This is a genomic window from Pseudomonas canadensis (assembly GCF_000503215.1).
Classification (GTDB): Bacteria; Pseudomonadota; Gammaproteobacteria; order Pseudomonadales; family Pseudomonadaceae; genus Aquipseudomonas; species Aquipseudomonas canadensis.
Window position 1 is genome coordinate 68,101 of record NZ_KI628539.1, and the last position, 19,933, is coordinate 88,033.

General features: G+C 58.7%; 24 protein-coding genes and 1 tRNA gene. 6 read left to right on the plus strand and 19 right to left on the minus strand.

Annotation, left to right across the window (positions count from 1 at the left end; genetic code table 11):
• Nucleotides 1–5 precede the first annotated feature (5 nt).
• The 18 genes from hrpT to U367_RS0123085 all read right to left on the minus strand — a co-directional run bounded on the left by hrpT (nucleotide 6) and on the right by U367_RS0123085 (nucleotide 13,947).
• Nucleotides 6–209 (minus strand): HrpT family type III secretion system protein, encoded by a 204-nt coding sequence (gene hrpT / locus U367_RS0123005; protein ID WP_028618737.1) that lies wholly within the window; start codon nucleotides 207–209, stop codon nucleotides 6–8.
• Nucleotides 206–2,311, minus strand: a complete 2,106-nt coding sequence (gene sctC / locus U367_RS0123010) for a type III secretion system outer membrane ring subunit SctC (RefSeq protein ID WP_394365197.1) — start codon at nucleotides 2,309–2,311, stop codon at nucleotides 206–208. The genes hrpT and sctC overlap by 4 nt, the downstream gene beginning before the upstream one ends.
• Nucleotides 2,312–2,353: 42 nt before the next feature.
• Nucleotides 2,354–2,701, minus strand: a complete 348-nt coding sequence (locus U367_RS0123015) for a type III secretion protein (RefSeq protein WP_122554856.1) — start codon at nucleotides 2,699–2,701, stop codon at nucleotides 2,354–2,356.
• Between the two features lie 46 nt (nucleotides 2,702–2,747).
• On the minus strand, nucleotides 2,748–2,966 hold the full coding sequence (locus U367_RS0123020) for a hypothetical protein (RefSeq protein ID WP_028618740.1): 219 nt from the start codon (nucleotides 2,964–2,966) through the stop codon (nucleotides 2,748–2,750).
• A gap of 45 nt (nucleotides 2,967–3,011) precedes the next feature.
• Nucleotides 3,012–3,626, minus strand: coding sequence for a type III secretion system stator protein SctL (sctL, locus tag U367_RS0123025; RefSeq protein ID WP_028618741.1), 615 nt, complete (start codon nucleotides 3,624–3,626; stop codon nucleotides 3,012–3,014).
• Between the two features lie 2 nt (nucleotides 3,627–3,628).
• Nucleotides 3,629–4,186 carry a hypothetical protein gene (locus U367_RS0123030; RefSeq protein WP_028618742.1) on the minus strand — a complete coding sequence of 186 codons (558 nt, stop codon included), beginning with the start codon at nucleotides 4,184–4,186 and terminating at the stop codon, nucleotides 3,629–3,631.
• Nucleotides 4,183–4,980, minus strand: coding sequence for a type III secretion system inner membrane ring lipoprotein SctJ (gene sctJ, locus U367_RS0123035; RefSeq protein WP_028618743.1), 798 nt, complete (start codon nucleotides 4,978–4,980; stop codon nucleotides 4,183–4,185). Before sctJ ends, U367_RS0123030 begins: the two co-directional genes overlap by 4 nt.
• Nucleotides 4,981–4,986: 6 nt before the next feature.
• On the minus strand, nucleotides 4,987–5,355 hold the full coding sequence (locus tag U367_RS1000000132435) for a hypothetical protein (RefSeq protein ID WP_231980874.1): 369 nt from the start codon (nucleotides 5,353–5,355) through the stop codon (nucleotides 4,987–4,989).
• A 101-nt stretch (nucleotides 5,356–5,456) separates the two neighbouring features.
• On the minus strand, nucleotides 5,457–5,696 hold the full coding sequence (locus U367_RS1000000131830; RefSeq protein ID WP_134743006.1) for a hypothetical protein: 240 nt from the start codon (nucleotides 5,694–5,696) through the stop codon (nucleotides 5,457–5,459).
• Nucleotides 5,697–5,801: 105 nt separating this feature from the next.
• Complete coding sequence (locus tag U367_RS0123045) at nucleotides 5,802–6,725, minus strand: sigma-54-dependent Fis family transcriptional regulator (protein WP_028618745.1); 924 nt, start codon at nucleotides 6,723–6,725, stop codon at nucleotides 5,802–5,804.
• 316 nt (nucleotides 6,726–7,041) lie between these two features.
• Nucleotides 7,042–8,142, minus strand: a complete 1,101-nt coding sequence (gene ychF / locus U367_RS0123050) for a redox-regulated ATPase YchF (protein WP_017529916.1) — start codon at nucleotides 8,140–8,142, stop codon at nucleotides 7,042–7,044.
• 21 nt (nucleotides 8,143–8,163) lie between these two features.
• Nucleotides 8,164–8,748 (minus strand): aminoacyl-tRNA hydrolase, encoded by a 585-nt coding sequence (gene pth, locus U367_RS0123055; protein WP_028618746.1) that lies wholly within the window; start codon nucleotides 8,746–8,748, stop codon nucleotides 8,164–8,166.
• A 167-nt stretch (nucleotides 8,749–8,915) separates the two neighbouring features.
• Entirely contained in the window at nucleotides 8,916–9,512 is a 597-nt protein-coding gene (locus U367_RS0123060; protein ID WP_028618747.1) for a 50S ribosomal protein L25/general stress protein Ctc, read from the minus strand.
• Between the two features lie 137 nt (nucleotides 9,513–9,649).
• The gene (locus U367_RS0123065) at nucleotides 9,650–10,591 is read right to left on the minus strand and encodes a ribose-phosphate pyrophosphokinase (RefSeq protein WP_003171603.1); all 942 of its coding nucleotides are present in this window, start codon (nucleotides 10,589–10,591) and stop codon (nucleotides 9,650–9,652) included.
• Nucleotides 10,592–10,636: 45 nt separating this feature from the next.
• A tRNA-Gln gene (locus U367_RS0123070) sits at nucleotides 10,637–10,711 on the minus strand.
• A gap of 36 nt (nucleotides 10,712–10,747) precedes the next feature.
• A complete protein-coding gene (ispE, locus tag U367_RS0123075) occupies nucleotides 10,748–11,551 on the minus strand; it encodes a 4-(cytidine 5'-diphospho)-2-C-methyl-D-erythritol kinase (protein ID WP_218169695.1) in 804 nt (267 codons plus the stop codon).
• Nucleotides 11,552–11,600: 49 nt separating this feature from the next.
• Nucleotides 11,601–12,218, minus strand: a complete 618-nt coding sequence (gene lolB / locus U367_RS0123080) for a lipoprotein insertase outer membrane protein LolB (protein WP_028618749.1) — start codon at nucleotides 12,216–12,218, stop codon at nucleotides 11,601–11,603.
• A 4-nt stretch (nucleotides 12,219–12,222) separates the two neighbouring features.
• Nucleotides 12,223–13,947 carry a tetratricopeptide repeat protein gene (locus tag U367_RS0123085; protein WP_028618750.1) on the minus strand — a complete coding sequence of 575 codons (1,725 nt, stop codon included), beginning with the start codon at nucleotides 13,945–13,947 and terminating at the stop codon, nucleotides 12,223–12,225.
• A gap of 182 nt (nucleotides 13,948–14,129) precedes the next feature.
• Between U367_RS0123085 and hemA the strand changes: the two genes are divergently transcribed.
• The 6 genes from hemA to U367_RS0123115 all read left to right on the plus strand — a co-directional run bounded on the left by hemA (nucleotide 14,130) and on the right by U367_RS0123115 (nucleotide 19,496).
• Nucleotides 14,130–15,419, plus strand: a complete 1,290-nt coding sequence (gene hemA, locus U367_RS0123090; RefSeq protein ID WP_016977075.1) for a glutamyl-tRNA reductase — start codon at nucleotides 14,130–14,132, stop codon at nucleotides 15,417–15,419.
• Entirely contained in the window at nucleotides 15,416–16,498 is a 1,083-nt protein-coding gene (prfA, locus tag U367_RS0123095) for a peptide chain release factor 1 (RefSeq protein WP_028618751.1), read from the plus strand. Before hemA ends, prfA begins: the two co-directional genes overlap by 4 nt.
• Nucleotides 16,499–17,329 (plus strand): peptide chain release factor N(5)-glutamine methyltransferase, encoded by an 831-nt coding sequence (prmC, locus tag U367_RS0123100; protein WP_028618752.1) that lies wholly within the window; start codon nucleotides 16,499–16,501, stop codon nucleotides 17,327–17,329.
• Nucleotides 17,323–18,078, plus strand: a complete 756-nt coding sequence (locus U367_RS0123105) for a molybdopterin-synthase adenylyltransferase MoeB (protein ID WP_028618753.1) — start codon at nucleotides 17,323–17,325, stop codon at nucleotides 18,076–18,078. The genes prmC and U367_RS0123105 overlap by 7 nt, the downstream gene beginning before the upstream one ends.
• A complete protein-coding gene (gene murI / locus U367_RS0123110; protein ID WP_028618754.1) occupies nucleotides 18,071–18,865 on the plus strand; it encodes a glutamate racemase in 795 nt (264 codons plus the stop codon). The genes U367_RS0123105 and murI overlap by 8 nt, the downstream gene beginning before the upstream one ends.
• A gap of 112 nt (nucleotides 18,866–18,977) precedes the next feature.
• On the plus strand, nucleotides 18,978–19,496 hold the full coding sequence (locus U367_RS0123115; RefSeq protein WP_028618755.1) for an acyloxyacyl hydrolase: 519 nt from the start codon (nucleotides 18,978–18,980) through the stop codon (nucleotides 19,494–19,496).
• A 127-nt stretch (nucleotides 19,497–19,623) separates the two neighbouring features.
• Here the strand turns inward: U367_RS0123115 and U367_RS0123120 are convergent, their stop codons facing one another.
• Nucleotides 19,624–19,929: a YkgJ family cysteine cluster protein gene (locus tag U367_RS0123120; protein WP_028618756.1), complete on the minus strand. Its 306-nt coding sequence runs from the start codon at nucleotides 19,927–19,929 to the stop codon at nucleotides 19,624–19,626.
• Between the last annotated feature and the right edge of the window lie 4 nt (nucleotides 19,930–19,933).

The following is a 19,933-nucleotide window of genomic DNA, read 5'->3' on the forward strand; positions in this document are numbered from 1 at the left end:
AAGCTTCACCGTTCCAGCGACACTGTCTGGTAATCCGCCCGCTCGCCGGCGGGCCCAGGTTCGACGCGCATCTGCGGCGGCCACCAGATCACCATCTTGTCCTGGGTCGATTGTGGGCGTGAGCATGAATCACCTTTGCAGGTGGGTGTACAACCGGCGAGGTGCAGGGCTGCGAAAATCAGGGTGACGTACAACAAGCTGTGTTTCATGGCGTGGCCTTCCGGGCTGGAGTGATCAAGGAGGGGCGGGGCACACTGAGGTGTTCGTCCTTTACCACCGGACGCATGGCGATAAACACCTCGGCTTCTTCGCCTGGCTTGAGCCAGGCGCGCGGCCACACGGTGACCGCCAGGGTCTGCGAGTTGCTGCACTCTTTTTCGTCGATACGTACGTTGCGCTTGAACTGGTTGCGCAACACCACGACCGCCACGTTGTAATGCGGGCCTGCGTACCACTGGCTGCGGTCGGTATTGAGCGCCAGCAAGTCACGGGCGCTGCACAAGCTGTTCAGTCCCAGAGGCATCGGCGCCGAGTTGAACGCTTTGGGCACTTCCCCGCTGACCATACGTGCCAGGGTGCTGATGATGTCACTGCGCTTGATCACCGGTTCGTGCGGTGAAATCCGCCTGGCCAGCGGTGTGAGGGCGGCTTGCAACTCGGCCTGGTCGGCCTGCGGCAAATAGCGAGACGGGTCGTCCTGGTCGCCGATAACGCGGGGTGTGAGGATAAACAGGCGTTCACGTCGATTGTTCTGGCGCTCCGTCGAGGAAAACAGCGCCTTGCCCAGCAGCGGAATATCTCCCAGCAGGGGAATCTTTCTTTGTTTGTCTGTGCTTTCGGTGACATGGAAACCGCCGACCACCAGCGAGCGCTTTTCCGCCATCACGGCTTGTGTACTGACCTTGCCCCGGCGTACATCAAGGTGGTTGGGGTCAGGGTTGGTCGCGTCGAAATTGCCATCTTCAATGTCCACTGCCAAATGGATCTGGTGATCGCCGCGGCTGGTGGTGACCCTGGGCACGACTTGAAAACTGGTGCCCACGGTGACGGGTAAAATGGTTGCGTTTTCGCTGCCGGGAGTGAGGTATTGGGTGCGGTTGAAATCGATCACCGCCGGTTGGTTTTCCAGGGTGAGCACCGATGGGTTCGACACCATGGTTGCCAGTCCCTTCTCTTCCAGCGCGCGGATATCGGCGTAGAAACGATCGCGGTTTTCAATCGACAACTGCGACGATGTGCCGGGTGCCATGTTGACGCCGCCCCGGAAGCGGCTGTTCTGGAAACCCCAGTTCACCCCGAATTCGCGCAATTGCGTACGCTCTATATCGAGAATGATCGCGTCGATTTCGATCAACTTTCGCGCAACGTCGAGTTGGGTGATCAGTTCGCGGTACATCGCCTGGCGTTCCGGCAGGTCATAGATGAGCACGGCGTTATTGCGTACATCGGCTTCGACGCGGATCCGGCTGGCGGGTACCGGTGCTCGCGGCGTCAATGCGGGTGTTGCGTCCACTGGCCCGGTGTTGCCCTGTGTACCGAGCATTTGGCCCAGCAGCGGGTTGCCCAGTCGCGGCACATTGGGCGTGAGAGGCGCGGGTTGGGATGATGGGCGTGGGGTCAGCCCCGCGAGCGTAGAGGCAGAGCGTGGTTCCAGCAGCCCGCGTAAAATGCTGGCGACACCGGGAATGTTGAGTTTTTCTCCGCGGTAATCCACCTGGCGGTCCGTTGCATTGGCAAACTTCAACGGGTAACTCAACACGCTCTGTTTTTCATCCGGTGAGCGGCGCTGGCTGCTGAACTGCTTGATCTGTTCGATATAGCGCTTGGGGCCGGAGACGAGTACGACCCCGTCTTCGGGCAACTCTCCCCAACCGAAACGGCTATCGAGCAGTCCGATATCGGTCAACGCCTGCTTGAGGTCGGAAATCGTCTCTGATGAGACCTCCAGGCGTGCTGACTCCTGCTGATCCAGCGTGCTGATGTAGAGCGTGTTGTTGTAGAGGTACCACTGGAAACGGTGTTCGACACCTAGTCTGTCCAGTAGTGACTGTGGGGTGTTCGCGCGGATCTTGCCGTTGACGTCCCCCTCCAGCAGGCCCTCGATGTGCAATTGCGTGCCGAAGGTCTGGGCGAAGTCTTCGAGGACTTCCCGTAGTGGTTTGTGTTCGGCCTCATAGGCGTAGGCGGTGTTTTTCCATTCCGGGGGAATGGCGGCCAGGACGCTTTGCGCAGGTATCAGCAACCAGGGGAGTGTGAGCAGGCAACGCCAGGTGGCAAGCCTTGACGATGTTCCGGGCAAGGCAGTAGGCATGCGGTTATAGCTCTGGGTCTTGTTGTACATAGAGTTCTCTGGTTAATACGACAGCGAACGTAACGAAGTAGGTTTGGATTGATGAGCCGGCAGGGCAAGGCGCGCGACCGTCGAGCGCCACGTGTCGCGTTGGTTGAGCAGGGCTTCGAGGCTGTTGAGCAACGATGTCTCGTGCGGGTCGGTGCGCAGGCATTGGACCAACCAGAGCGCGCCACTGTCAGGCGCTTGGGCAAGCGAGCCTTGAAAGTGATTCAGGCTGACCGCACCCAGTCGCAGCCAACAGTGCAACGGTGCGTGATCCGGCCGACAGGACGTCAGTTGAACGCAGATCAACACGGCGTCGCCGTGACGTTTCAGGATGATTTCATCGTTGTTCTCGAGGACGAGCATCTGTTCTGAGTCGCTGTCCAACCAGTCAATAAGTTGATCTTCCAACTTATGGCACACCGTCCAGTGCGGTTTTGAACAGCATGTGGTTGACCCGGCTGTGCTCGTTGAACGCCCAATCGGAGTGATGCCTTTTAAACATGCTCTCGTAAAACATCAGCATGTCCTCTGAGGTCTCCGCAGGGGACTGTTCGATGGTTTTATAACGCAGGGTGTCAGCCTTAACTTGGCCCAGAAGCTCACGTTTGAAGCCGTTATAGAAGTCCATGATTCTCTCCTGATAGACCTCACCTCTGTGGTCAGTGCTGGCTATTCAGTTCCAAGTTGATTGCGCCAGGCCAGCCAGTGGAGCCCGATCACCTTCTTTGGAAAACGGGGCAAGCATGGAGGCCCAATTGATGTGAAAGTCGCCTTCGTCGGTTTTCAGAACGAGGGTTTGAGTGCTGATGGTGTCGTCTGGCTGAAGTCTCCAACGCGCGGCGTCATGGCGGCTGAGGCAATGTTTGAGTGCCTCGATTTCCCGTGGATGACACAACAGGAGCGCATTCACCTCCGGTACCTGGCTTGCCAGCAATTGCTTGAGCAGCGCTGCCAGGCGTTGTGGCTGCGGCGTCTCGTCAAGCAGGTGCCTGATCGCCTGGTTGACGACCCCTGTGATGTACCGCTCCAGGTTGTCGCACAATGCTTTTTGCTCGTTTTCCCATCGATGCAGCTGTGCGTTGGCGCGTTGCCAGAACGCCTGGCCCGCCTGCTCCAAAAGCGCCTCGCGGCTGAGTTGTGCGCGGTTGAGCAACGCGTCAGCCTGAGCCTTGGCGCGGGTTAACAGGTGTTCGGCTTGGGTGCAGTCAGCGAGCACCTCTCTGGGAATCAGCCCGTGCGACAGGCTATGGGCGTCGGGCGGCAGTGTGATTTTGCGTCGGCAGAGCATCGTCAGTTGTCCATTGCGTGGGGCGCAGGCACCACGCGAGTGCTGGTGCGTGTTGTCATGCGCCACACCACGGCTTGCCACAGGGTATCCAGGCGACTCGCATCGCCGACGTATGGGCGGTGGCTTCTTTCCAGTTCGAGCACACGCGCAAAGCAAAAGCGCAATCGGAGGCGTTGCCAGACGGGAGGCTCAACCCATGCACGCAGCAGTTGCAAAGGATCGTCTGCAGGTAACAGTGTTTGCGGGGGCAAGGCCTTGGCAATTCGCTTGCACCATAGGTGATGATCCTCCTGCAAGGCGGTGGTGGTTTGCGGCCTACAAATGCTGTCAATCAGGTCGAGCACGAAATCGAGTTCCGAGACCGACGCCAAGGCCAGCTTGAGCAGCGTGGGGTGAGGAGCAGGGGGCAGGCCTGGGGTAATCCCTTCGACGGTACAGTTCACTGGGGCGTCGATAAGGCGCAGCGCGTTGATTACTGGGTCGCCGAGGGTATGCCAGTCATCGTGCGCCGACCTCCAAGGACGCGCCCACCATTGCGCCCAGCTCAGGTGTTCACTCACGGGTGGGTCGCTTGCGAATTATTGGAGTAGCCGGCCGCAGCTTGGATTGCCCGCTGTCGCCGGTTGCGCAGGAAGAGTAACGCGGCCGTCGTCATCACGATGGCAACCAACGTAAGGGTCATGCTGGCGCGCCAAAAACCGAGGTCATCTGCGGGTATCAAGAACGGCCCGAAATACGTCAGCTGCCGTTGCTCTTGATAGACGATTGAAGGCACGAAGACCACCGTGAGCTTTTGCGGGTTATCCACCGCCGTGGACATTCCCGGGATGCTGCTGGCAACCATTCGGCGAACCCGAGAACGGATATTATCGGGGTCTAGCCGCGGATCATGCTTGATGAAAACCGAAGCAGAGGCCGGTTGCACCGGTTCTCCCGGCGCGATGCGCTCTGGAAGCACCACATGCACCCGGGCGACGATGACACCGTCAATGTTCGACAAGGTCGCCTCAAGTTCCTGGGACAGGGCATAGATGTACCGAGCCCGCTCCTCCAGTGGTGTTGAAATGACGCCGTCCTTGCGAAACGTATCACCCAATGTGGTACGTGCGACCTTGGGCAATCCGACCGCCTCCAACGTACGCACGGCACGACCGATGTCGATGGCATTGACGACCACGACAACACCGTCTTTAGCAGGCACTTTTTGTGCGCGGATATGTTTGTCAGCCAATTCGGCAATGACCTCGTTGGCTTCCTGTTCGGATAATTGGCGGTGGAGTTCGACGCGCTCACTGCAACCGTTCAGCATGAAGGCGAGCCATAAAAGCAGCAGAGCGGGGAGGAGGGACTTCATGCCCAGCTACTGCAAATTGCTGATTTTATCGAGGCCTTGGGCGGTTTTCCCGACACTCTTGACCAGGATGTGAGTCAGCAGCAAGGTGTTGGAAAGGTGGCTAGGGTAGTCCCGCATTGCACGCTCGTTATTTTTTTTACTGAGGGCGCGCAAACTTTTGCCCATGCGTTCTGTTGAGTGGGCGAGCGCGTCTGACGCGTCTGCCAGCAGGCTGCTCCGTTCAGCCCGATGCGTGGTGGCAGCCAGGGGGGTTGGCTGTGCCAGGGCTGAGGTGAAGAGATGGATATCGGCAGGCGGTGCGGGTGAATATTCAACTGATCTGTGTGCGCTGCCAGTGTCGTCATGCTCTGCGGAAAAAACGGTTTTGATTTGCATGCCAGACCTTTTGCATCAAGGGCTCAGGAGGGCGAAGCTGGGTCAGCGTCGCCGTTGTAGAAAACTTCCCCGACTGATTGCCTCGGGGAAGCTGGCCATTCTTAACGGTAGGTATCAGCAACACTCTTCAAGCCGGTTTGCCACCTAGCTTCTCGAGCCAACTCTGCGATCTTTTTGTTGTCTTCTTTAGACCCTTCGGTGGTTTGTTCCAAACTCGGTGCGCCTGAGCCATAACCATTGCCAACCGGATAAGGGTTATAGCCAGTGTTGGAGGGTATCGTCATTGGGTGTTCTCCAGAGATGCCTGCAATAAAGATAGTGGGTTTACCAGTTTGATTCATAATATTTGAATCGCTGCTGGCACTAACTATGTGGCCGTTGATGTGGATGGCGTTCCTGAAGTTTTTCGTGCAAATGTTTCGAATTATTAGTTGATTGCCTGGGGGTTAATCCAACGAAATATGAAGTTGTTTCATTCGGTAGTAAAGCGTGCGTTTGGCCACGCCTAACTCGACTGCCACACGGTCCACATTGTGTTCGTGCCGCTGCAGAGACTCTTCAATCAGCGTCTTTTCAATCTGTTGAAGGCGGCCCTTGAGGCCTATCTCAACCCCTTCATCCGGCATGGCCGGCCCACACAGCGGTGGCAGTCCCAGTACGCAGCGCTTGGCGGCCGAGCGCAATTCACGCACGTTACCCAGCCAGGAATAGCCAAGCAGCTGCAGCAGCAGCGTGCAGGGTGGTGAAGGTGGTGGGCGTTTGAATCGCTCGGCCTCCTGCCTGAGCATGCTCAAGAATAAAGGGATAATGCGTTCACGGCGCTCACGCAGTGGCGCGAGCTGGATGGTGACCACATTCAGGCGGAAATAAAGATCGCGCCTGAACGCTCCTCGCTCAACCATTTTATGCAGCAGCTGCTGGGCAGACGCTATAACGCGCATATCCACCGGAATGAAGCGGGTTGAACCCAAGCGCTCAACGCCACGAGCCTCCAGTACTCGCAGCAGCTTGGCCTGGAGCGAGAGCGGCAAGCTGTCGATTTCATCCAGGTACAAGGTGCCCAGGTGCGCGGCTTCGATAAAGCCTGCCCGTGATTGCACGGCGCCGGTGTACGCGCCGCTGTTGACTCCAAACAGTTGACTCTCCGCCAGGGTCTCCGGAATGGCTGCGCAATTGACCGCGACCAGGTTGCCCCGTCGCCCTGATAGCCGATGAATGCGTTGTGCCAAGGTATCTTTGCCGGTGCCGGTTTCTCCCAGCAGCAGGATGTCAACGTTGAGGGGGGCAGTGCTGCTCAAGACATGTTCAATGTCAGCGTCTTCAATGAGTGAAGTGCTTGTTTCGTTTTCCATGTGGTCAAGCGCCGACATCGGATGATTACTCCATACTCGCTCTTGCTTCACGGTCGAAAAGACAACGTGCAGGCTCTGCACAATAGAGCGAATTTTATAACAGTTATCACCGGTCCTTAGGGTGATTAGTTGCCGAAGTCATGTGGGATAAGTTTGATAGTTTTCGGGCGCTGAACGTATTAAGTAGAGCGGTGCAGGGGAGAGTAGGCAGAGTCTGAAAACTGTTGATATTTAGACTGATCTGTTGTGTCAGAGTATTCGTAAAGTCGTCGCCCACAAAAAAGCCGATGCAGTGCATCGGCTTTTTATATTCGGCGTAAACCGCGAGTAGCGATTACACGTTGAAACGGAAGTGCATCACATCGCCATCTTTAACGATGTATTCCTTACCTTCCAAACGCCACTTACCTGCTTCCTTGGCACCGGCTTCACCCTTGAACTGGATGAAGTCGTTGTAGGCGATCACTTCGGCGCGGATAAAGCCTTTTTCGAAGTCAGTGTGGATCACACCGGCGGCCTGTGGTGCGGTGGCACCGACCTTGACGGTCCAGGCGCGGACTTCTTCAACACCGGCGGTGAAGTAGGTCTGCAGGTTGAGCATCTCGTAGCCGGCGCGGATTACGCGGTTCAGGCCCGGTTCTTCCAGACCCAGGGCCTCAAGGAACATGTCCTTTTCTTCGCCGTCATCGAGCTCGGCGATTTCCGCTTCGATCTTGTTGCACACCGGAACAACGATGGCGCCTTCTTCGTCGGCGATGGCCTTGACCACATCCAGCAGTGGGTTGTTCTCGAAGCCGTCTTCAGCGACGTTTGCGATGTACATCACAGGCTTGGTGGTCAGCAGGTGGAAGCCCTTGATCACAGCCTTCTCATCGACACCCATGTTCTTCATCAGGCTGCGTGCCGGCTTGCCTTCGGTGAAGTGAGCGATCAACTGCTCCAGCAGGCCTTTCTGGACCACGGCGTCCTTGTCGCCACCCTTGGCGTTGCGCGCGACTTTCTGAAGTTGCTTCTCGCAGCTGTCGAGGTCGGCGAAGATCAGTTCCAGGTCGATGATCTCGATGTCGCGTTTCGGGTCGACACTGTTGGAGACGTGAATCACGTTCTCGTCTTCAAAGCAGCGGACCACGTGGGCGATGGCATCGGTTTCACGGATGTTGGCCAGGAACTTGTTGCCCAGGCCTTCACCTTTCGACGCGCCGGCAACCAGGCCAGCGATGTCGACGAATTCCATGGTGGTCGGCAGGATGCGTTTTGGATTGACGATGGCCGCCAGGGCGTCCAGGCGTGGATCCGGCATCGGCACGATACCGCTGTTGGGCTCGATGGTGCAGAAGGGGAAGTTCTCCGCCGCAATACCGGACTTGGTCAGGGCGTTGAACAGGGTGGATTTGCCGACGTTGGGCAGGCCGACGATGCCGCAATTGAATCCCATGGTGTTTCCCCTCGGTAAGAGTCAGGCCTTCTGGCTGTGCAGGTTTTTCATCGCGCGGTTCCATTCACCGGCGAAGATATCCGGCAGCACGCCGAGGGCAAAGTCGATGCTGGCATCGAGTTTTTCCTGTTCGGCGCGTGGCGCACGACCCAGGACGAAATTTGAAACCATACTGGCAACGCCTGGGTGGCCAATGCCGAGCCGCAGGCGGTAGAAGTTATTCTGATTGCCCAACTGCGCAATGATGTCGCGCAGGCCGTTGTGCCCGCCATGCCCGCCGCCCAGCTTGAGCTTGGCAACACCGGGTGGCAGGTCCAGTTCGTCATGGGCCACCAGGATTTCCTCGGGTTTGATCCGGAAGAAGCCCGCAAGCGCCGCGACAGCCTGGCCGCTGCGGTTCATGTAGGTGGTGGGAATCAGTAGACGAACATCCTGACCCAGGTGCGAAAAGCGCCCGGTCAGGCCAAAATATTTGCGATCAGCCACTAGGTTCACACCTTGGGCGTGGGCGATGCGCTCAACAAAAAGGGCCCCCGCGTTATGCCGGGTCTGTTCGTATTCGGCGCCTGGATTTCCCAGGCCAACGATCAGTTTAATGGCAGTCACGACAGGGGCCCTTCCTTTGGAGTTGTGGATAACATCGCCGCAACCGGTGTGCGGCGAAAGTGGACGACAGAAGCTATTTACTCAAGAGTAAACGCCGCGTTATCGCCCGCTTTCTCGCTACGTTCCGGTCCGCGATGTTTCCTCAAGCTCCGGCAATACAGAGTGAATTACTCTGCAGCGCCTTCTTCAGCTTCTGGAGCAACGCGTGGAGCGTGAACGTTGGCAACAGCTTTGTCATCACCGTGAGCCAGTGCGACAAACTCAACGCCTTTAGGGGCTTTGAGGTCGGACAGGTGAACGATAGCGCCGATTTCCAGAGCCGACAGGTCGACTTCGATGAACTCAGGCAGGTCTTTCGGCAGGCAGGTCACTTCGATTTCGTTCAGGACGTGCGAGATCTCGCCGCCTTTCTTGACCGGAGCGTCTTCACCAACAAAGTGCACAGGCACGATGGCGGTCAGTTTCTGGCCAGCTACAACGCGAACGAAGTCAGCGTGCATGATGAACTGCTTGGACGGGTGACGCTGCATCGCTTTAACGATGACGTTCTGCTTGGTGCCGTCGACGTTCAGCTCGATAACGTGGCTGTAGGCAGCTTCGTTTTCGAACAGCTTGGCGATTTCCTTGGCCAGGATGGTCACGGATTCAGCAGGCTTGTTACCACCGTATACAACGGCTGGGATGTTGGCGGCGTGACGCAGGCGGCGGCTCGCACCTTTCCCCAGGTCAGTACGCGCTTGAGCGTTCAGAGTAAAGTCAGTCATTTTGTATCTCCAAAATAGCCATCATCGAGGGGCGTTTGCGACCAGCGCCGTACTCGACATGGGCAAAAAAGCCCCGCCCCAACAGAATGTCGGGGCGGGGCGCTTTTCGTCAGTGAGATGTGCCGAAGGTTTGACCCTTAGCGGAACATCGCGCTGATCGATTCTTCATTGCTGATGCGGCGGACCGCCTCGGCAACGACCGGTGCGATATCCAGTTGACGGATACGCGCACAGGCTTGAGCGGCGGCGGACAACGGGATGGTGTTTGTCACCACCAGTTCGTCCAACACGGAATTCTCGATGTTCTCGATCGCTCGGCCCGACAGCACAGGGTGTGTGCAGTAGGCGAAGACTTTAGCCGCACCGTGCTCTTTCAAGGCTTTCGCCGCGTGGCACAGGGTGCCGGCAGTGTCGACCATGTCATCAACCAGAATACAGGTACGCCCTTCGACATCACCGATGATATGCATCACTTCAGAGTGATTGGCTTTCTCACGGCGTTTGTCGATGATCCCGAGGTCCACGCCCAAGGATTTGGCAACAGCCCGTGCACGCACGACGCCACCAATGTCCGGGGACACGATCATCAGGTTTTCAAAGCGCTGGTCTTCGATGTCATCCACCAATACGGGGGAGCCGTAGATGTTATCTACCGGAATATCGAAGAACCCCTGGATTTGGTCAGCGTGCAGGTCAACCGTGAGAACACGGTCGATACCTACCACGGTCAGCATGTCAGCGACGACTTTCGCGCTGATAGCCACACGTGCGGAACGCGGACGGCGATCCTGACGGGCATAACCAAAGTAAGGGATTACAGCTGTGATTCGAGTCGCTGAGGAGCGGCGGAAGGCATCAGCCATCACGACGAGTTCCATCAGGTTATCGTTGGTCGGAGCGCAAGTCGGCTGAATAATGAAGACGTCTTTACCGCGAACGTTTTCATTGATCTCGGCTGTGATTTCGCCGTCGGAGAACTTACCGACAGAGATGTCACCGAGAGGGATATGCAGCTGACGTACAACACGCCGAGCCAGATCGGGGTTAGCATTCCCCGTAAAGACCATCATCTTGGACACGCGCAGTACCTAGAGGCTGAGGGTAACCTGGATGAGTATAGAAAATGGCAGGGGCGGCTGGATTCGAACCAACGCATGGCAGGATCAAAACCTGCTGCCTTACCGCTTGGCGACGCCCCTGTATCTGTTGCAACGAGTGCCTAACACTCGGTTCCTTTAGAGCAGACTTTGCAGCTTGCGATGCAACATCGAAACGTTGCTTCCTTTTGCTACAAACCCTGTAAGGGTCTCTGTAAGAAGGGCCGAGACTTTATCAGCTTCAGCTTTGCTTGGGAAGCCCCCAAACACACAACTTCCAGTTCCGGTTAATTTTGCTTCGGTAAATTTACCTAGCAAATTCAAAGCGTTACGTACCTCTGGATAACGCCTTGCTACAACCGGTAAGCAGTCATTTCGACTGTTTCCCTTGGGAACGGGGCGCACTTTAATGGGAGAAGAGTTACGTGTCAACAACGGATCTGAAAAAATTTCTGCTGTACTTACAGATACTTGCGGCACAAGCACGACATACCAAGGCTCTTCGGGGTATTCCGGGCTGAGTTTCTCCCCCACGCCCTCGGCGAAAGCCGCGTGCCCACGCACGAAAACCGGGACGTCGGCGCCCAGTGTCAGGCCCAGCGCGGCCAGGCGATCATCGTCCCAACCCAGTTGCCACAAGTGATTGAGACCCAGCAAGGTGGTCGCGGCATTCGAGCTGCCGCCGCCGATACCACCGCCCATGGGCAAAATTTTATCGATCCAGATATCGATGCCTAGCCCGCATCCGGATTGTTCCTGAAGTTTTTTCGCCGCCTTCACGATGAGGTTGCTGTCGTGAGGCACGCCTTCGAATTCGGTATGCAGCTTGATCACGCCATCGTCGCGCACGGCGAAGGTCAGTTCATCTCCGTAGTCGAGGAATTGAAACAGCGTCTGCAGCTCGTGGTAACCGTCTTCACGGCGACCGAGGATGTGCAGCATCAGATTGAGTTTTGCCGGGGAGGGCAGGGTCAGTGTTTGTACAGTCACGTTATTGCCCCAGTTTGCGCGGTTGCCAGTCCTTGATCACCAGCGTGACGTCAAGGTCGGGACCGTGCAGCTTGATGCGTTCAGGCAGCGAATAACCGCTTTGCTCTACGTAGCTCAAATACTCCACCTGCCAGCCGTCCTGTTCCAACGTGGCCAGGCGGCTGTCACCGTTGAGGCTCAGGCGACTCTTGCTGTCAGGCGCGGGCAGGCCGCGTACCCACCAGACCAGATGAGACACCGGCAGCTTCCAGCCAATCTGTTGTTCCAGCAACGTTTCCGGCGAAGTCGCTTCATAACGGCCCTGATTGGCCACTTCAAGACTGACTTGCCCCGGGCGACCGGTCAGGCGTGCCGCGCCACGGCCCAGCGGGCCGGACAGGCGAATATCGTAGTAGTCCTGGCGTTGCAGCCAGAACAAGGTGCCGCTGCCGGAATCCTTCGGCGCGCGAACCCCCACTTTGCCTTCGATTTGCCAGCCGTCGATGCTGCTGAGCTGATCCTTGTGCTGCTTCCATTGCGCCGGGTTGCCCTGGCCTTCAACGGATTCGCGGCTGCCTATGCCCGCGCAACCGGCGAGCAGGGCGATGAAGCTGAAAATAACTACGTGGCGCAAGAACATAAGCTTAAAGGGTCTCGGATCCGGTCAGGCGCTTGATGGTGCCGCGCAGGATGGGGCTTTCGGGTTGTTCCTTGAGGAATTTTTCCCAGACTTGTCGTGCTTCACGCTGTTTGCCGTTGGCCCATAGCACTTCGCCCAGGTGAGCAGCGACTTCCTGGTCGGGGAAGCGCTCCAGCGCCTGGCGCAGCAAGCGTTCGGCTTCGTCCAGGTTGCCCAGGCGGTAATTCACCCAGCCCAGGCTGTCGAGTACGGCCGGGTCTTCCGGGTTGAGCTTGTGGGCTTGTTCGATCAACACCTTGGCTTCGGCGTAACGCGTGGTGCGGTCGGACAGCGTGTAACCCAAGGCGTTGAGGGCCATGGCGTTGTCTGGGTCGCGCTTGATGATCAGGCGCAGGTCTTTTTCCATCTGGGCCAGGTCATTGCGTTTTTCCGCCTGCATAGCACGGGTATACAGCAGGTTCAAATCGTCGGGGAATTGCAACAAGGCTTGTTGCAGCAGTTTCCAGGCACGTTCCCCCTGATTGTTGGCCGACAAGGTCTCAGCCTGGATCAGGTACAGCTGGATCGCATAGTCCGGCTCGGCATCGCGCGCCGCAGCCAGGCGTTTTTCCGCCTCATCGGTGCGACCGTTGCTCATCAGGATATCGGCCTGGCGCAACTGGGCGGGCAGGTAGTCATTGCCTGGACCGACCTGGGCGTATTCGAGCAGGGCGGCCTGCGGGTCGTTGCGCTCCTCGGCGATACGGCCAAGGTTCAGGTGCGCCGAATCCACATGGCTTTCGCGTTGGATCAGCTCTTCCAGGTAACCCTTGGCCTCGTCCCAGGCCTTGGCTTCCAGGCACACCAGCGCCAGGGAGTAGCGCAATTCGTCATCGTCCGGGTATTGCTGGACCAGGCTGGCGAACTGCACTTTGGCGTCCTCCATGCGGTCCTGCTCCACCAACATGCGCGCGTAGGTCAGACGCAGGCGCTTGTCTTCCGGATACTTCTTGATGCTTTTTTCCAGCAGCGGAATCGCTTCCTTGCCGCGATTGAGATTCTGCAGCAGGCGCGCGCGCAGCAGGATAGGCGCGATTTCGCCTTCTTCCGGCGGATTCTGCTCGAGCAGCTTCAGCGCTGCGTCAGCTTCGTCATCCTGTTGCAGCAGCAAGGCCTTGCCAAAAATCAGCTGGCTGTTCTTCGGGTGTTTTTGCAGCAGGCGGTCGAAGCTCTTCATCAAACCGTTGCGCGTGTCCTGGTCAGTGTCGGCCGCCGACAACGCGAGAAAGTCGAAATGGGTGTCGCCCTTGCCCTGCAGGACCTTCTCCATATAGACCATGGAGTCGTCATAGCGCCCGGCGCGTGCCAGTTGAACGGCCGCCGCGCGTTGTGCTTCCAGGTCGTCCGGTGCGTTCTTCGCCCAGATCAGCGAGGTGTCCAGCGCAGCCTGGTCGGCGCCCAGGTACTCGGCGATGCGGAACGCGCGCTCGGAAATCCCCGGATCCTGGGTGTTGATGGCCTGGGTCACGTAGTTGTCCAGCGCAATGTCGAAACGATTGCGCTGGCCGGCGAGTTCCGCGGTCAGCAGGCTGTACACCGTTTCTTCACTGAACGAGGAATAAACCTTGGGCTTTTCAGGGGCGGGGGTGCTGTCTTCCACCGGCGGCGTACCGTCCGGCGACACGGGTGCCATGGCCTGGCAGCCGCTGAGGAAGACAAAAGCAAGGAGCAACGCGGAAGATCTATTCATATAGGAAGAGGACGACTAACCTGCGGTCGGATCATCATGACACAAGCCTTCGGCCAAACATAACCGAGTCTCAACGGGTGCCTTTATAGACACAAGGCATTAGGACAATAGCTTACGGTGGTTGTTCTGAATCTTTCGAAGTAGGACAATTGTCGGCTTCCCGACATCATCAGCGATATTGAATGGCCTTCCTCGCACTCGGTATTAACCACAAGACTGCCTCCGTAGACGTGCGCGAGCGCGTGGCGTTTACGCCAGAGCAGTTGGTTGAGGCCCTGCAGCAGCTCTGCCGGCTCACCGACAGTCGCGAAGCTGCGATCCTTTCGACCTGCAATCGCAGCGAGCTTTATATAGAGCAGGAACATCTTTCAGCGGATGTGGTACTGCGCTGGCTGGCCGATTACCACCATTTAAGCCTCGACGACCTGCGCGCGAGCGCTTATGTGCACGAAGAGGATGCGGCAGTTCGTCACATGATGCGTGTGGCATCCGGTCTCGATTCGCTAGTGTTGGGCGAGCCGCAGATCCTCGGCCAGATGAAATCCGCCTACGCCGTGGCGCGTGAGGCTGGTACCGTCGGCCCGCTGCTGGGCCGGCTGTTCCAGGCGACGTTCAATTCCGCCAAGCAAGTGCGCACCGATACGGCCATCGGTGAAAACCCGGTGTCCGTGGCGTTTGCTGCCGTCAGCCTGGCCAAACAGATTTTCAGTGACTTGCAGCGCAGCCAGGCCCTGCTGATCGGCGCCGGTGAGACCATCACCCTGGTCGCCCGTCACCTGCACGATCTGGGCGTGAAGCGCATTGTTGTCGCCAACCGCACCCTGGAGCGTGCGAGCATCCTTGCCGAGCAGTTCGGCGCGCATGCCGTGTTGCTGGCGGATATCCCGGCCGAACTGGTGCGCAGCGATATCGTCATCAGCTCCACCGCCAGCCAGTTGCCGATTCTTGGCAAGGGCGCGGTCGAGAGCGCGTTGAAGCTGCGCAAGCACAAACCGATCTTTATGGTGGATATCGCCGTTCCTCGGGATATCGAACCCGAAGTCGGCGAGTTGGACGACGTTTACCTCTATAGCGTCGACGATCTGCACGAAGTGGTCGCCGAAAACCTCAAGAGCCGTCAAGGCGCCGCCCAGGCGGCTGAAGAGATGGTCAGCACGGGCGCCGAAGATTTCATGGTGCGCCTGCGTGAATTGGCGGCGGTGGATGTGCTCAAGGCGTATCGTCAGCAGGGCGAACGCCTGCGCGACGAGGAGTTGATCAAGGCCCAGCGTTTGCTGGCCAACGGCAGCAGCGCCGAAGAAGTGCTGATGCAACTGGCGCGCGGTCTCACCAACAAGCTGCTCCACGCGCCCAGCGTACAATTAAAAAAGCTTACCGCCGAAGGCCGCCTCGATGCGCTGGCCATGGCCCAGGAACTCTTTGCCCTCGGTGAGGGCGCGTCAGATAGCTCTTCGGATAAAAAACCGCAATGAAAGCGTCACTGCTCAATAAACTGGACGTGCTCCAGGACCGTTTCGAAGAACTGACCGCCTTGCTCGGCGATGGCGAAGTCATCTCTGATCAGACCAAATTCCGCACGTATTCCAAGGAGTACGCGGAAGTTGAGCCGATTGTGACCACCTATGGGCAGTGGCTTAAAACCCAGGCCGACCTCGAAGGCGCCCAGGCGCTGCTCAAGGATAGCGATCCGGACATGCGTGAAATGGCCGTGGAAGAAGTCCGCGAAGCCAAGGAAAAGCTGGCTGCGCTGGAAGGCGACCTGCAACGCATGCTGCTGCCGAAGGACCCGAACGACGGGCGCAACGTATTCCTCGAAATCCGTGCCGGCACTGGCGGCGACGAAGCAGCGATCTTCTCCGGCGACCTGTTCCGTATGTATTCGCGGTATGCCGAGCGCCGCGGCTGGCGGGTAGAAATCCTGTCCGAGAACGAAGGCGAGCACGGCGGCTATAAAGAAGTCATCGCGCGGGTTGAAGGCGATAACGTCTACGGCAAGCTCAAGTTCGAGTCCGGCGCACACCGCGTACAACGCGTGCCGGCGACCGAGTCCCAGGGCCGAATCCACACGTCCGCTTGCACCGTGGCCGTGCTGCCCGAGCCGGACGAGCAGGAAGCCATCGAGATCAACCCGGCCGACTTGCGCGTCGACACCTACCGCTCGTCGGGCGCTGGCGGTCAGCACGTCAACAAGACCGACTCCGCCATCCGCATCACTCACTTGCCGTCGGGCATCGTGGTGGAGTGCCAGGAAGAGCGTTCCCAGCACAAGAACCGTGCGCGGGCCATGTCCTGGCTGTCGGCCAAGCTCAACGACCAGCAGACCAGCGCCGCCGCCAACGCGATTGCCAGCGAGCGCAAGCTGTTGGTGGGCTCGGGCGACCGCTCCGAGCGCATCCGCACCTACAACTTTGCCCAGGGCCGGGTCACCGACCACCGGGTCAACCTCACGCTTTACTCCCTGGACGAGATTCTCGCCGGTGGCGTAGACGCCGTAATCGAGCCATTGCTCGCCGAATACCAGGCGGATCAACTCGCGGCGATAGGTGAATAAATGACCATCATCGCCAGCCTGCTGCGCGCCGCTGACCTTCCGGATTCGCCCACTGCGCGTCTGGATGCCGAATTGTTGTTGGCGGCGGCTCTGGGCAAGTCGCGCAGCTACTTGCACACTTGGCCCGAGAAAATCGTCACCAGTGAAGACGCGCTGACTTTTGCCAGCTACCTGCAACGTCGTCGTGGCGGTGAGCCGGTGGCGTATATCCTCGGCCAGCAAGGTTTCTGGAAGCTGGACCTAGAGGTCGCGCCCCACACGCTGATTCCGCGTCCGGACACTGAATTGCTGGTGGAAGCTGCCCTGGAATTGTTACCGGCCACCCCCGCCAAGGTCCTCGACCTGGGCACCGGCAGCGGTGCCATCGCCTTGGCCCTGGCCAGCGAGCGCCCTGCCTGGCAAGTCACCGCCGTCGACCGAGTGTTGGAAGCGGTGGCACTGGCCGAGCGCAATCGCCAGCGCCTGCACCTTAACAACGCAATGGTGCTGAACAGCCATTGGTTCAGCGCGCTGCAAGGTCATACCTATGATCTGATCATTAGCAACCCGCCTTACATTGCCGCCAATGATCCGCACCTGGCGGCGGGCGATGTGCGTTTTGAGCCGGCTAGCGCATTGGTGGCCGGTCATGATGGTTTGGACGACTTGCGCTTGATCATCAAACAAGCCCCCGCCCACCTTAATGCCGGTGGCCGGCTGTTGCTGGAGCATGGTTACGACCAGGCGCCGGCCGTGCGCGACCTGCTGTTGAGTGAAGGCTTTGAAGAGGTTCACAGCCGCATCGACCTCGGCGGCCACGAGCGCATCACCCTAGGGCGCCGGCCGTGCTGACCGATCAGGAGCTGTTGCGCTATAGCCGACAGATTCTGTTGCAACATGTCGACATTGACGGCCAATTGCGCCTGAAAAACGGCCGTGCCTTGATCGTCGGTCTCGGTGGCCTGGGCGCGCCCGTTGCGCTGTACCTGGCGGCGGCGGGCGTGGGCGAACTGCATCTGGCGGACTTCGACACCGTCGACCTGACCAACCTGCAACGCCAGATCATCCATGACACCGACAGCGTCGGGCAGACCAAAGTCGATTCGGCCCTGCGCCGCCTGACGGCCATCAACCCCGAAATCACGTTGATTGCCCACCGCACCGCGCTGGATGCCGATTCACTGGCGGCAGCGGTCGAAGCGGTGGACGTGGTGCTCGATTGCAGCGACAACTTCTCCACCCGCGAAGCGGTCAACGCGGCTTGCGTCGCGGCGGGCAAACCCTTGATCAGCGGTGCCGCCATTCGCCTTGAAGGGCAACTGTCGGTGTTCGACCCGCGCCGCGAAGAGAGCCCGTGTTACCACTGTTTATACGGGCACGGCAGCGATATCGAACTCACCTGCAGCGAAGCTGGCGTAATCGGCCCGTTGGTGGGGATGGTCGGTAGCCTGCAAGCTTTGGAAGCCTTGAAACTGCTGGCCGGTTTCGGCGAGCCGCTGGTGGGTCGCCTGTTGCTTATCGATGCCTTGACCACGCGCTTTCGCGAGTTGCGCGTCAAACGTGACCCCGGCTGCAGCGTGTGCGGGACGCAACATGGGTAAGGGGGCGCCGATCGGTGTGTTCGACTCCGGTATCGGCGGATTGACCGTGCTGGAGGAAATCCATCAACTGCTGCCCCACGAATCACTGCTGTACGTGGCCGATTGCGGGCACATCCCCTATGGCGAGAAAAGCCCGGCGTTTATCCTCGAGCGTTCTCGGCGGGTGGCAGCGTTTTTCCGGGAGCAGGGCGCCAAGGCGTTCGTGATTGCCTGTAATACCGCCACCGTCGCCGCTGTCGCCGACCTGCGCCTGGATTTTCCTGACTGGCCACTGGTAGGCATGGAGCCGGCAGTAAAACCTGCAGCCGCGGCCACTCGCAGTGGCGTCGTCGGGGTGCTTGCCACCACCGGCACGCTGCAAAGCGCCAAGTTCGCTGCGTTGCTCGACCGTTTCGCCACCGATGTGAAGGTCATCACCCAGCCGTGCCCGGGCTTGGTCGAGCTGATTGAAAGCGGTGACCTGACCAGCCCAGCCCTGCGCCAGATGTTGCAGGGTTACGTCGAACCACTGCTCAGCGCCGGATGCGACACCATCATCCTCGGTTGCACCCACTATCCCTTCCTCAAGCCACTCCTGGCGCAGATGCTGCCCCCCAGCATTATTCTCATCGACACCGGTGCCGCCGTGGCCCGCCAGCTCAAGCGCTTGCTGGGCGAGCGCGAGTTGCTGGCCGACGGCAATCCAGAACCTGCGCAGTTCTGGACCAGCGGCGATGTGTATCACTTAAGAAATATCCTACCGACACTATGGAAATATCCGGGCGATGTGCGAAGCTTCGCTTCGTGAAAAATTCGTGAAATATCGGCGTTATAAGCTGGAACTTCTGACTACACGCCAGCTTCTATAGCCAGATTGCCTGTAAAAAATTCTATAACTTCGTTTGGAAAGGATGTTTCTTATGAAGCGCTTGTTCTGTTTGGCCGCGATTGCGGCCGCTGTAGTGGGGCACTCTGTTTCGGCACAGGCTGCTGGCCTGGAATTTGGTGTGGGGGGCACCAGCGATTCGACCATGACCTATCGGCTGGGACTGACATCGGACTGGGACAAAAGCTGGTGGCAGAGCGATACCGGTCGACTGACCGGTTACTGGAGCGGTGCCTACACTTATTGGGATGGCGACAAGCGCGCCAGCGCCAGCAGCCTGTCGTTCTCGCCAGTTTTTGTGTATGAGTTTGCCGGCGAATCGGTGAAGCCTTACATCGAGGCTGGGATCGGGGTGGCGGTGTTCTCGCGCACCAAGCTGGAAGACAACAACATCGGCCAGGCCTTCCAGTTCGAAGACCGCCTGGGCTTTGGCCTGCGCTTCGCGGGTGGGCATGAGGTGGGCATTCGTGCCACGCATTATTCCAATGCGGGCATCAGCAGCAATAACGATGGGGTAGAGAGCTACTCGTTGCACTACACCTTGCCGCTGTAACACCGGAGAACCCTTGTGGGAGCGGGCTTGCTCGCGAAAGCGGTGTAACAGTCGCTACATGTTTGACTGACACACCGCGTTCGCGAGCAAGCCCGCTCCCACATTTAGAGCTCCACTCACCAGACGATCAGCGGTAGGCCGTTGCGATCCCTTCGCGTTCGGTCAGGCACTCCGGTGCCCCCATCTCGAACTCCCGGCAGATCAGCGGGCGTCGCTCGTAGATCGTGCACATCATCGTGTCCCGATCCAGCGCCGCGCACCAGCCGTCGTCCAGGCGCAGCATCACTTCGCCGCCCCAGTCATCAGTGTCGATATAGCGCTCCGGCACGCCGGTGTCGGTGATCAGCATGACTTCCAGCTGGCAGCAGCAAGCCGCGCAGGTCGAGCAGGTGACCGCGGATTCGGTGATTTGGGTGTGAGGGATGTTGGTCATAGGC

Bases quoted from the DNA above. Each gene is read 5' to 3' on its own strand.
- lolB (WP_028618749.1), bottom strand. From the start codon at position 12,218: ATGTTCTTGCGCCACGTAGTTATTTTCAGCTTCATCGCCCTGCTCGCC.
- murI (WP_028618754.1), top strand. From the start codon at position 18,071: ATGGGTAAGGGGGCGCCGATCGGTGTGTTCGACTCCGGTATCGGCGGA.
- sctL (WP_028618741.1), bottom strand. From the start codon at position 3,626: ATGCTCTGCCGACGCAAAATCACACTGCCGCCCGACGCCCATAGCCTG.
- sctC (WP_394365197.1), bottom strand. From the start codon at position 2,311: ATGCCTACTGCCTTGCCCGGAACATCGTCAAGGCTTGCCACCTGGCGT.
- ychF (WP_017529916.1), bottom strand. From the start codon at position 8,142: ATGGGATTCAATTGCGGCATCGTCGGCCTGCCCAACGTCGGCAAATCC.
- U367_RS0123045 (WP_028618745.1), bottom strand. From the start codon at position 6,725: ATGTCGGCGCTTGACCACATGGAAAACGAAACAAGCACTTCACTCATT.
- U367_RS1000000131830 (WP_134743006.1), bottom strand. From the start codon at position 5,696: ATGAATCAAACTGGTAAACCCACTATCTTTATTGCAGGCATCTCTGGA.
- U367_RS0123015 (WP_122554856.1), bottom strand. From the start codon at position 2,701: ATGCTCGTCCTCGAGAACAACGATGAAATCATCCTGAAACGTCACGGC.
- prfA (WP_028618751.1), top strand. From the start codon at position 15,416: ATGAAAGCGTCACTGCTCAATAAACTGGACGTGCTCCAGGACCGTTTC.
- U367_RS1000000132435 (WP_231980874.1), bottom strand. From the start codon at position 5,355: ATGCAAATCAAAACCGTTTTTTCCGCAGAGCATGACGACACTGGCAGC.
- ispE (WP_218169695.1), bottom strand. From the start codon at position 11,551: ATGCTGCACATCCTCGGTCGCCGTGAAGACGGTTACCACGAGCTGCAG.
- hrpT (WP_028618737.1), bottom strand. From the start codon at position 209: ATGAAACACAGCTTGTTGTACGTCACCCTGATTTTCGCAGCCCTGCAC.
- hemA (WP_016977075.1), top strand. From the start codon at position 14,130: ATGGCCTTCCTCGCACTCGGTATTAACCACAAGACTGCCTCCGTAGAC.
- sctJ (WP_028618743.1), bottom strand. From the start codon at position 4,980: ATGAAGTCCCTCCTCCCCGCTCTGCTGCTTTTATGGCTCGCCTTCATG.
- prmC (WP_028618752.1), top strand. From the start codon at position 16,499: ATGACCATCATCGCCAGCCTGCTGCGCGCCGCTGACCTTCCGGATTCG.
- U367_RS0123085 (WP_028618750.1), bottom strand. From the start codon at position 13,947: ATGAATAGATCTTCCGCGTTGCTCCTTGCTTTTGTCTTCCTCAGCGGC.
- U367_RS0123060 (WP_028618747.1), bottom strand. From the start codon at position 9,512: ATGACTGACTTTACTCTGAACGCTCAAGCGCGTACTGACCTGGGGAAA.
- U367_RS0123120 (WP_028618756.1), bottom strand. From the start codon at position 19,929: ATGACCAACATCCCTCACACCCAAATCACCGAATCCGCGGTCACCTGC.
- U367_RS0123020 (WP_028618740.1), bottom strand. From the start codon at position 2,966: ATGGACTTCTATAACGGCTTCAAACGTGAGCTTCTGGGCCAAGTTAAG.
- U367_RS0123115 (WP_028618755.1), top strand. From the start codon at position 18,978: ATGAAGCGCTTGTTCTGTTTGGCCGCGATTGCGGCCGCTGTAGTGGGG.